Source organism: Streptomyces atriruber (genome assembly GCF_001418325.1).
Taxonomy (GTDB): Bacteria; Actinomycetota; Actinomycetes; order Streptomycetales; family Streptomycetaceae; genus Streptomyces; species Streptomyces atriruber.
In genome coordinates this window covers 1-10,630 of record NZ_LIPN01000080.1, presented here as the reverse complement: position 1 = coordinate 10,630, position 10,630 = coordinate 1, and the positions used below count along the sequence as shown (strand labels likewise).

Genomic DNA, 10,630 nt, shown 5'->3' with positions numbered 1-10,630 from the left:
CCGCACGGGCGCCGCGGCGCCTGCGCGCGTGCCGTCCCTCGGCGGCCCGGGCGGCGGCCAGGAAGCGCCGCTCCGGTGTCGCGCGGTCGGTGTGCGTGCCGGCCAGCGCCTCGGTGGCCAGGGCGAGTTGCGTACCGCGGTAGAGCGCCGCCGGATCGTGTCCGCAGGACGCCCAGGCGTCGGCGGCCTCGGCGAGCCGTTGCCGGTCGCGCAGCCGCGCGGCGTCGGCGTCGATCCAGCCGCGCAGCCGGGGCCAGGCCGACAGGAGGGCCTCGTGGGCGAGTTGGGCGCCCTCCTCGTCCAGGGTGAGGAGCCGGGCGTCGGCGAAGGCGTCGACGACGCGGCGCGTGGTGTCCGCGCCGGGCAGCAGGGCGGCCAGGTGCTCGCGGGAGACCCGCCGCCGCGTGCTCTGCCGACCGGGGCCGATCCGCACCATGGACAGGAGGAGGTGCCGGGCCGCGGTCCGCTCGGCGGGGGCCAGGCGGCCGTACACGCGCTCGGCGGTCGCCTCGACGGCGCCCCGGATGCCGCCGGTGAGCCGGTAGCCGCCCACGCTCATCCGGTCGTCCCGCTCGTCCCGCTGCTGCCAGGTGGCCAGGAGCGCGTGGGCCAGCAGGGGCAGCACGCCCGCGTCGGGCGGCGGCCGGTCGTCGTCGTGGACGCCCAGCTCCGCCAGGAGGAGGTCCGCGAGGCCGGGGTCGAGCACGAGGCCCGTCCGCCGGGCAGGCCCCTCGATCGCCTCGCGCAGCTCGTCGCGGGACATGGGCCCGAGCGGAAGCTGCCCGTCCCGCAGGGCGGTCACCAGCTCGGGGCGTTCCAGGCAGGTGGCGTAGAAGTCGGCACGTACGCCGATGACGACCAGGACCGGTGGCCGCGCGGGACCTTCGGCGGGCGCGGCCAGAGAGCACAGGGCCTCGATGAACCGCCGCCGCTCCCGCTCGGCGCCGCACAGCGTGAAGACCTCCTCGAACTGGTCGGCGACCACCACGAGTCCGCCGGTGCGCAGGGCGGCGGAGCGCGCGACGGCTGCGTACGACTCAAGGGAGCCGGAGGAGCCAGGGGAGCCGGGGGACTCTGGGGTGCCTTGCCGCGTCACTCCCGCCAGCGCCGCGGCAAGGCTGTCCAGCGGCCGCGCGCCCGGCGAGAAACAGACCACCGGCCACGACCGCGACCCCGGCACCGGCAGCGCGCCGCGCGCCACCGCAGGCACCAGACCGGCGCGCAGGAGCGAGGACTTGCCCGCTCCGGAGGGGCCGACGACCACGACCGGGCCCGGCACGCGCAGCCGCTCGGCGAGGCGTGCGGTGAGGGCGGCCGTGGCCCGTTCGCGGCCGAAGAACCACGCCGCGTCCCCGGGTCCGAAGGCGGCGAGGCCCGGATACGGGCACGCCCCCCGCCCGCCCGCCGGTGGCGGCGCGAGGGCGACCAGTTCGCCGCCCGCGTCCAGCGCCTCGTCGCAGCCGCGGGCCACGTCGGCGGTGGGCGGCTTCTGCCCGTTCTCCACCTTGCTCAGGTAACCGCGGCTGTAGTGCGCGACCCGCGACAGGTCCGCCAGCGACATCCCGCGTTCGGCGCGCAGCCGCCGCAGGCACTCCCCGAATGTCCCGGGCGACGGGTGAAGTCGCTGGTCGGACGCTGTTTCCCGATTCCCGTCGGACAAGGCGACAGGCACCTCCTAGGCCGCCCGCCCCGAGTGCCCCACGCTGGGACCCGGCAACGCTGCGTGAGCGACAAGCTACGCAGGGACGTCTCCCGGGTGTGGCCGTTCCGCACCCGGCACCTCTATGGAGTGATCGACTCCGCCCGAAGGGAAGTTCCGTCATGCGAGTACGAAGCACCCTGCGCAAGACCCTCCTGGCCGCCACCGCCTGCCTGGCGCTGGCCGCCGGAACCGTCCCCGACGCCGCCGCGGCCGACGTCCGCGCCGAGGCCGACCGCATCATGGGCCTCAGCCGGCTGGACTTCGTCAACCACCCGCACGACGCGCCGTTCGACTGGGAGACCGACGGCTGCACGTGGTGGCCGGACGGCGTCTTCTACGAGGCCTGTGCCCAGCACGACTTCGGGTACCGCAACTACGGCAATCACGGCGCCACCGGGCTCAGGCTGAGTCCGGTCCCGGAGACCAAGGCGTGGCTCGACGAGCGCCTCTGGCATCAGCTGCGGGCCGCCTGCATCGACAACTACCCGGAGGGCAGCGCCGCGCGGAACCTGTGCCTCGGCGAGGCGAAGATCATGTACGACGGGCTCTCGGCGGGCATCGGCAAGGACGCCTTCTACTAGGCCCTGATCCGCCGGACAGGCCCCGGGCCCGGCCCGAGGCGTGCCGCGGCCCCGGACCCCTGCGTGGGTCCGGGGCCGCGCCGCCGCGCGCGTCAACTCGTGCAGTACTGCTGTTCCTTGCCGATCGACCGGTACATGCAGTCCGAGTTCTCCAGGAGCTGCAGCACCGCGTCCCGGTTGCGGCTCGTCTCCCGCTCGATCACCTCGTCGGGCGGGTAGAAGCCGCCGCCGCCGGCGGACGACGGATACATCTCGAAGGTATAGCTGAAGATCTTCTGGTTGCCCCACAGCCAGTCGTTGATCGACCCGTCGGTGATGTAGAGGTCGCTGGACTGCTGGGGCGTGTAGCCGTTGCTCGCGGCCATCTTCCGGCCGATGGCGGCGTGGGCGTCACGGTCGTCCTGGGTGAGGCCGGGGCCCGTGTCGCTGTACGTGTAGCCGTACGGCCACAGGACCAGCTCGCTGTACGTGTGGAAGTCGATGGACGCCTTGATCTGCTGCTTGCCGCCGACGACGCGGCTGCGGACGAAGTTGGAGACGACCTTCACCTCGGGGGCCGACTCGGCGCTCGGGCCGCGGTAGGTCTCGGAGCCAGTGGAGCCGGACGAGCCGCCGCAGCAGCCCCACCGGTAGGCCCAGTTGCGGTTGAGGTCGGTGCCGACGTTCGACGAGCCGCTGTTGGGCTGGCGGTTCTTGCGCCAGCTGCGGTACGAGCCGGTGGCGATGTCGTACTCGCCGCCGTCCGGGTTCAGGTCCGGCACGATCCAGATCTCGCGCTCGTCGACCATCTTCTTGATCCGGGCGTCCGTGGCGTAGTCGTCACCCAGTTCGCGCAGCAGGTAGAGCGCCATCTCCACCGTCAGGTGCTCGCGCGCGTGCTGGTGGTGGGTGAAGAGGACCTCGGGCTCGGCCTCGTCGGTGGCGACGTTGTCGCTGATCTTGATGGCGACGATGTCCCGGCCGGAGTACGACTTGCCGATGACCTTCTTGCTGAACAGGTTCGGGTGGGCCGCGATGCGCTGGTCGATCTCCGCGTTCATCTCGGCGTAGTTGTGGTACCTCGCGTCGGCGGGCGGGAAGTCCTTGACCTTCACTTCCTCGCCGTTCGCGCGCTTCGGGGGCCCGGCCAGCGGCTTGAGCTCGTAGCCCGCCTTCCGGAGCGCCGCGGCCTCGGCCGCGTCCGCCGAGACGACCACCGCGCGGGCGTCGACCTCGTCGATCGCGACGCCGGTGCGGGCGAGGGCGGTGCGCGCGGCGCGGTCGTCGCGCAGGGGGATCTCGTACTGACGCGTGTCTTCGTCGGCGGCGGTGGCCGCGCTGCGGGGGGCCGGGTCGGCCTGTCCTGTCGAGGCGTTGGCGGTCAGGGGGGCCGCCACGGCCAGGGCGAGCAGGGCCGCGAGGGCCGCGGATCTCCTGCCGCGTATGCGGAGTCGCATGAAGTCTCCTCGGGGTGGGGGGGGCTGTTCAGTGCGACGTGCGGGGTGCGTTGCGCGCGCCCATCGTCGACGCATGGCATGCACCGGTCAACGCTGTCTTTGGCCAACCTCTTGTGTCCGGGACCGTGATGCGCTTTCTTGATCGGCATGGCTGAAAGCACAGGCAGTGGCATCACCGCCGACGAAGCGGAACCTCGGCTCCGCAAGGCGAGCTGGAAGTACGTCGGCCCTGGCATCGTCGTCGCGGCCACCGGAGTCGGCGCGGGCGACCTCGTCGCGACCCTGATCGCGGGCAGCAAGTTCGGCTACACCCTGCTGTGGGCCGCGATCATCGGCTGTCTGGTGAAGATCTCCCTCGCCGAGGCGACGGGCCGCTGGCACCTGGCCACCGGACGCACCCTCTTCGAGGGCTGGCGCAGCCTCGGCCGGTGGACCACGTACTACTTCGCGGTCTACGTCGTCATCTGGGGCTTCGTGTACGGCGCCACGGCGATGTCGTCCAGTGCCCTGCCGCTCGTCGCGCTCTTCCCGGACGGGCCGAGCCTGAAGACCTGGGCGGTCCTCTGCGGCCTGCTCGGCCTCGCCTTCGTCTGGTTCAACCGGTACGCGGTCTTCGAGAAGGCCATGACGGTCGTCATCGGCATGAAGTTCCTGATCGTCGTGTACGTCGCGATCCGCGTCGCCCCCGACCTCGGCAACGCCCTCGCGGGCCTCGTCCCCGCCCTGCCCGACGGCTCGCTGCTCTACACGCTCGGCCTGATCGGCGGCGTCGGCGGCACCATCACCATGGCCGCGTACGGCTACTGGGTGAACTCCAAGGGCTGGACCGACATCACCTGGCTCAAGGTGATGCGGCTCGACAACCGCGTCGCGTACCTCACGACCGGCGTCTTCGTCGTCGCGATGATGATCATCGGTGCCGAGCTCCTGCACTCCACGAACATCGCCCTCAACTCCGGCGACCGGGGCCTCATCGACCTCGGCGAGGTCCTGGAGGACAAGTTCGGCGCGGTCACCGCCAACCTCTTCCTGATCGGCTTCTTCGCCACGTCCTTCGGTGCCCTGATGGGCGTGTGGCACGGCGTGAGTCTGATGTTCGCGGACTTCGTGGAGCGGCTGCGGCGCGAGCGCGCCGCCTCCGGCGACGCCGCGGCCCAGGGGGACATGGTCGAGGAGGTCGCGGCCGGAAAGCGCGAGAAGTCGGCGCCGTTCCGCGCGTACCTGCTCTGGCTGACCTTTCCGCCGATGGGCCTGCTCTTCCTCGACGAGCCGTTCGGCCTCGTCATCGCCTACGGCGTCCTCGGCGCGTTCTTCATGCCGTTCCTGGCCCTCACGCTGCTCTGGCTGCTCAACACCGGACGTACGCCGAAGCAGTGGCGCAACGGCTGGCTCAGCAACGTCATGCTGGCCGCCGCCGGTCTCCTGTTCCTGATCCTCTGCGTCAAGCAGATCGTCGACCTGGACTGGGGCGGCATCTTCTGAGCCGCTGATCTCCGGTACCGCGGGGACGCGGACGTTCCGGGGCGCGGGTTCGGCCAACCTGGGTTCCGGGGGCTGCCCGTGCCGCCCGGCGTCACTACTGTCATGGCCCATTCAAGCCCGGCTGCCGTTCAGCCGGGCGGACGGGGGAGACCATGACCACGAGAGCCACCAGAAGGACGCGCGGCCCGGTGCGGACGCTCGTCTCGCTCGCCGCACTCCTCGGCAGCACCCTGCTGTGGACGGGCCCGGCCGCCTCCGCGGCCCCGACGGAGCCCGGCGCCGTCCCGGCCGCCGCGGCGTCGTACACCATCGGGCAGTTCAACATGGCGGGCGGCAACACCCAGCACGGCGACGACGGCGACGAGGCCCCGGACGCCCTGGTGCGCAGCGTCCAGGACCGCAAGCCCGCCTTCATGACGCTGAACGAGGCCTGCGCGGACTGGTCGAACCGGCTGCAGTCGCAGCTGGGCAGTGAGTACACGGTCCTGTTCGACCCGGTGACGAAGGGCGCCGGCGGGCCGAACACCAAGTGCTACCACCCGGTGGGCGTCCCGGAAGAGCAGCGCACGGACTTCGGCAACGGACTCCTCGTCCGCAACGACCTGGGCTTCGACACCACGACACTCGTCGGCCACGGCCTCGGCACCTCGGCGGACCGGGAGCAGCGCGAGATGCTCTGCATGACCTCTCCCGCCCGGCAACTCGCCCTGTGCAGCGTGCACCTCACTCACAACAGCAAGTCGGAACGCCGCAAGGAGTCCGCCCGGGCCAGGGAGATCCTGGACACCACGTACGCCGGATACACGAAGTTCCTGGGCGGCGACCTCAATGCCGAGCCGCTGCACCAGGCGCCGGACAACTTCTACCACTCCGACTACGGGCGGGGCGCGCTCGGCCAGTTCAAGGAGGCCGACAGCCACTGCGGCAACGACCCGCACTGGGGTGACGTGATCGGGGGCGCGCCCTTCCCGGTGTTCCTGTGGTGCCGGGACGGCGAGGCCACGATGGCGGGCGACAACAAGAAGATCGACTACCTCTTCGTGCCGATGTCGACGCACGTCGACTGGGCCGACGCCACGGATGCGCTCCACTCCGACCACAAGCTGCTGTGGGCGGGGGTCACCTTCTGACGGGGTCCGACAGCGATCGACAGCGGCGCCTCCGGGGGAGCGGAGGCGCCGCTGTCCGCATCCCACGTGCTACGGCAGGCCGTGCACGTGCGCGCCCACCGACTTGGACCAGGCGCTGCCCGCCGAGGCGTCCCAGTTGGTGGACCAGGTCATCGCGCCCCGGATGCCGGGGTAGGTCTTGGACGGCTTGAAGGAGCCGCAGCCCGTGCCCTTCGCCAGACAGTCCAGGGCGTTGTTCACGACGTCCGGCGCGACGTACCCGCCGCCGGCCGCGCTCGACGACGCGGGGACCCCGATACCGACCTGGGACGGCGCGAGGCCGCCCTCCAGCTGGATGCAGGCGAGCCCGGTCAGGAAGTCGACCGTGCCCTGGCCGTAGACCTTGCCGTCGCAGCCGAGCATCGAACCGCTGTTGTAGTACTGCATGTTGACGACCGTGAGGATGTCCTTCACGGCGAGCGCGGTCTTGAAGTACTCGGTCGACGTGGACTGCATGTCGATGGTCTGCGGCGCCATCGTCAGGACGAGGCCCGAACCGGCCTTGCCCGAGAGCGACTTGAGGGCCTGCGTCATGTACGTGGAGTTGACGCCGTTCTCCAGGTCGATGTCGACGCCGTCGAAGCCGTACTCCTGCATGAGCTTGTGCACGGAGTCGGCGAAGGCGTTCGCGGACGCCGCGTCGTTGACCGACACCGCGCCCTTCTCGCCGCCGACCGAGATGATCACGGACTTGCCCGCCGCCTGCTTGGCCTTGATGTCGGCCTTGAACTGGTCGACGGTGTAGCCGCCGAGACCCGCCGAGTCGAGGTTGAAGGTCACCTCGCCGGGCGTCCCGGTGGCGTCCGCGAAGGACACCGCGATGATGTCGTACTCGTCCTGCACGTCGCCCAGCTTCTGCACCTGGGCACCGTTGTCGAAGTTCTGCCAGTACCCGGTCACCGCGTGCTTGGGCACGGCGCGCGTCCCTGCGTCGGCGGCGCTCGCGGCACCGCCGGTGGACAGGCCGGTCAGGGCGAGGGTCAGGGCGGCGACGGCGCCGGTGAGAGCACCGGTCCTTCTCCTGCGTGTGCGGTCCACTACTGCCTCCGGTGGGGGGAGAAGTACTTCGGAACGGTGGCCACCGCTGCCTGCTTGGTCGTACAAGCTGGTCCAGACCAATTGAGTTGTCAAGGGCTCAAGCACCACTCGGTTCCCGCCGACCCGTTCCCACCTCCACATGAACAGTGCGAAGTTGGGTGTTGAGGCGACCATGACGTGGATATGGTGCTGAGGCAGGAGTGCACGACCACCGGGGGTGTACGCGTTGCCGACCGCCATAGCCGTCACCGGCCCCGATCTCGTGCTGCCGTCACCCGACCGGCACACGCCGTCGGCCGCCGTCCTCCAGTCGGCCGTGCAGTCCCCGCGGACGTACTCCCTGGACCAGGCGCTCACGGAGATGCACACCCTCATCGAGCACCACGGCTACGTGATCGCGCTGTGTCCGTCCTCCGCGCCCGCCTCCGTCGCCCAGCGGCTGCACGCGGTCCGATCCGTCCTGGAGAGCGACCGCATCGCCATCGTCCGCTCGGACCTGCCGCCGCTCGGCCTGGCCGTACTCGCCCTCCAGTTGCGGCAGTTGTCGGTCTGCGACTTCAGCCCCGGCGTGCTGGCATCCGCCGCCCGCCTCCTGTCCCACTACATCTATGCGGGCGCCCTGCTCGGCTCCGTCGCCAGACTCGACCGCGACCGGATCGACGTCAGCCTCCAGTCGCACGCCAAGTCCTGGATGCCCGGCACCCAGTTCGCGGTCCTCGCTGCGCCCCGGCCCGAGCTCGTGAAGGTGTCGGGCGGCGAGGAGGCCCACCTGCCGGGCCCCGGATTCGGTACGAGACTGCTCTACGCCACGGGCCGCCTCGCCCCCGACTGGGTCACCGGCACCCTCGCCCCCGCGTGGAACTCCCAGGAGGTCACCGAGGCCCGGCTGCCCGGCGAGTCCGAACGCTGGTGGGCCACCGGCAAGCTCGTCGAGTTCGCCGCCGCCATCCCGGACATCTCCGTCCTCTACCAGCTGGTGTCCTCCGTCCGCCGCGACGACTGCCACTGGTGCGGCCTCGAACTCATCGGCGACCGCTGCGCGTTCTGCGCCGCGCCCCTGCCGCCGCCCGGCGAGCGCCCCGCGCAGCCGGTGCGCGCCCTCGTCCCCCCGAGCCACCGGCTCCGCTCGGCCGGCACGGGCGCAGCGCGCGGGACGACCGCCCTGCCACGCGGCATGACCTAGGCCTGGCCCGCCCGCTTCAGCTTCTCGTACGCGACCGACGACCGCACGTGCGCCACCCCGCTCACTGTCCGTAGCCAACCGCACTCGATCGAGGTAGTCCGGCCCATGAACTCACGCCAGCGCCGCGGCGTCATCCTGCTGGTCCTGTCGGTCCTGTGCGCGTTGGGCGCGTTCGCGGGCGTCCTCTCGGTGATCCGCGACGCGAACTCGAAGGTGGGCCCCGAGGTCCCCGCGTACAAGCTCAAGGGCGACATCGCACCCTACAAGGAGCTGACCGCCGACCAGTTCGAGAAGGTCGAGATGCCCGAGCGGTGGCTGTCCGACAACGCCGTCACCGACCTCCGCGAGATCCGCGGCAAGATCGCCGTCACCCAGCTGCGCAAGGGCTCGCTACTGCAGTCCGACATGATCGTCGGGCGGCCCGAACTCGGCCCGGGCCAGCAGGAGATCGCCATCATGATCGACGCGGCGACCGGCGTCGCGGGCAAGATCACACCCGGCTCGAAGGTCAACATCTACGCCACCTTCAAGGGTGAGACCGACAAGGCGGAGGACCAGTCCAAAGTCATCGTGGAGGGCGCCAAGGTGCTCGACGTCGGCAAGCTGACCCCGCTCGAACCCGACCAGGACGACCGTACGCGCCGCAGGGCCATGGAAGCGGTGCCGATCACCTTCGCCCTCGGCACCGCGGACGCCCAGCGCGTCGCGTACGCCGAGTCGTTCGCCACCCACGTCCGGCTCGCCCTGGTCGGCGCCGGCGGCGACGCGACCGTGCCGCCCAGGGACCGGACGTACACCCTCGACGAGGACAAGTAGGAGGGCACCGTATGACCACTCGGATCCTCCCCGCCGTCGGCGACATCGAGGCGGCCCGCGCGCTGTCCACCCTCACCGGCCAACTGCCCGACACCGAACCCGCGCTGCCCGTCGGCGACTCCACGGCGCTGCTCGACACCCTCGAACGGCTCGCCGCCGAGTCCGTCGACGAACTGCCCGAGGTCGTCCTCGTCCACGAGCGCATCGGACCCGTCCCCGCCCTCGACCTCGTCCGCGATCTCGTCCTGCGCTTCCCGGCGGTCGGCGTGGTCCTGATCACCGCCGACACCAGCCCCGGGCTCCTCACCGCCGCCATGGACTCCGGCGCCCGCGGCATCGTCGGCCTCCCGCTCGCCTACGACGCCCTCGCCGAGCGCGTCCAGGCCGCCGCGGCCTGGTCCACCGGCATGCGGCGGCACCTGGGCAGCGGGGGCGGCGGCCTGGAGCTGTACGCGGGCGGCGCCGGGCCCACCGGCGCGGGCACCGTCGTCTCGGTCAGCGGCGCCAAGGGCGGCGTCGGCACGACCCTCACCGCCGTCCAGCTCGCCCTCGCCGCCCAGGCGTCGGGCCGCAGTGTCGCCCTCCTCGACCTCGACCTGCAGTCCGGGGACGTCGCCTCCTACCTCGACGTGCAGTTCCGCCGCTCCATCGCCGACCTCGCCGCCATCACCGACATCACGCCCCGGATCCTCCAGGACGCCGTCTACACCCACGAGACCGGCATCGGCCTGCTCCTCGCCCCCGCCGACGGCGAACGGGGCGAAGAGGTCACCGACCGCGTCGCCCGCCAGACCGTCGCGGCCCTGCGCGCCCGCTACGACGTCGTGATCGTCGACTGCGGCGCCTACGTCACCGCGGCCGGTGCCACCGCGGTCGAACTCGCCGACCAGGCCCTGCTCGTCGTCACCCCCGACGTCGTCGCCGTCCGCGCCGCCAAGCGCATGGTGCGCCTCTGGGACCGGCTGCAGATCCGCAAGGCCGAGGAGACCGTCACCGTGGTCAACCGGCACGGCAAGGGCGCCGAGATCCAGCCCGCCCTCGTCGAACGCGTCACCGGCACCAGGACGGCCCGCGGCACCGTGCCCGCCTGCTTCAAGGAACTGCAGGCCGCGGTCGACGCGGGCCGCATGCAGGACCTCGACAGCCGCTCCTCCGTGAAGCAGGCCCTGTGGGGCCTCGCGGGCGAACTGGGCCTCGTCGACCCGGACGCGGCGGCCGCCGCG

The 10,630-nt window shown here is 71.6% G+C and carries 9 protein-coding genes; 6 read left to right on the top strand and 3 right to left on the bottom strand.

The features are described from left to right. A partial coding sequence (locus tag AOK03_RS09350; RefSeq protein ID WP_167355590.1) for a helix-turn-helix domain-containing protein occupies nt 1-1,561 on the bottom strand: 1,561 nt, incomplete at its 3' end. 260 nt (nt 1,562-1,821) lie between these two features. On the opposite strand from AOK03_RS09350, the gene AOK03_RS09345 reads away from it, so the two are divergent. After that, nucleotides 1,822-2,283 (top strand): phospholipase A2, encoded by a 462-nt coding sequence (locus tag AOK03_RS09345; RefSeq protein WP_055564712.1) that lies wholly within the window; start codon nt 1,822-1,824, stop codon nt 2,281-2,283. A 92-nt stretch (nt 2,284-2,375) separates the two neighbouring features. On the opposite strand, the gene AOK03_RS09340 is transcribed toward AOK03_RS09345, so the two are convergent. After that, a complete protein-coding gene (locus AOK03_RS09340; RefSeq protein ID WP_055564711.1) occupies nt 2,376-3,719 on the bottom strand; it encodes a M14 family metallopeptidase in 1,344 nt (447 codons plus the stop codon). 147 nt (nt 3,720-3,866) lie between these two features. Between AOK03_RS09340 and AOK03_RS09335 the strand changes: the two genes are divergently transcribed. Further along, entirely contained in the window at nt 3,867-5,201 is a 1,335-nt protein-coding gene (locus tag AOK03_RS09335) for an Nramp family divalent metal transporter (RefSeq protein WP_055564714.1), read from the top strand. A gap of 152 nt (nt 5,202-5,353) precedes the next feature. Then, complete coding sequence (locus tag AOK03_RS09330; protein WP_157868896.1) at nt 5,354-6,331, top strand: endonuclease/exonuclease/phosphatase family protein; 978 nt, start codon at nt 5,354-5,356, stop codon at nt 6,329-6,331. Nucleotides 6,332-6,400: 69 nt separating this feature from the next. On the opposite strand, the gene AOK03_RS09325 is transcribed toward AOK03_RS09330, so the two are convergent. After that, on the bottom strand, nt 6,401-7,408 hold the full coding sequence (locus tag AOK03_RS09325) for a glycosyl hydrolase family 18 protein (RefSeq protein ID WP_055564709.1): 1,008 nt from the start codon (nt 7,406-7,408) through the stop codon (nt 6,401-6,403). Between the two features lie 226 nt (nt 7,409-7,634). Here AOK03_RS09325 and AOK03_RS09320 point away from each other — a divergent pair, with 226 nt between their 5' ends. The 3 genes from AOK03_RS09320 to AOK03_RS09310 all read left to right on the top strand — a co-directional run. Beyond that, entirely contained in the window at nt 7,635-8,591 is a 957-nt protein-coding gene (locus AOK03_RS09320; protein ID WP_055564713.1) for a hypothetical protein, read from the top strand. A 105-nt stretch (nt 8,592-8,696) separates the two neighbouring features. Further along, nucleotides 8,697-9,407 (top strand): Flp pilus assembly protein CpaB, encoded by a 711-nt coding sequence (gene cpaB, locus AOK03_RS09315; RefSeq protein ID WP_055564708.1) that lies wholly within the window; start codon nt 8,697-8,699, stop codon nt 9,405-9,407. Nucleotides 9,408-9,418: 11 nt separating this feature from the next. After that, nucleotides 9,419-10,630: CpaE/TadZ family protein (locus AOK03_RS09310; RefSeq protein ID WP_055564707.1), on the top strand; the 1,212-nt coding region annotated here is incomplete at its 3' end.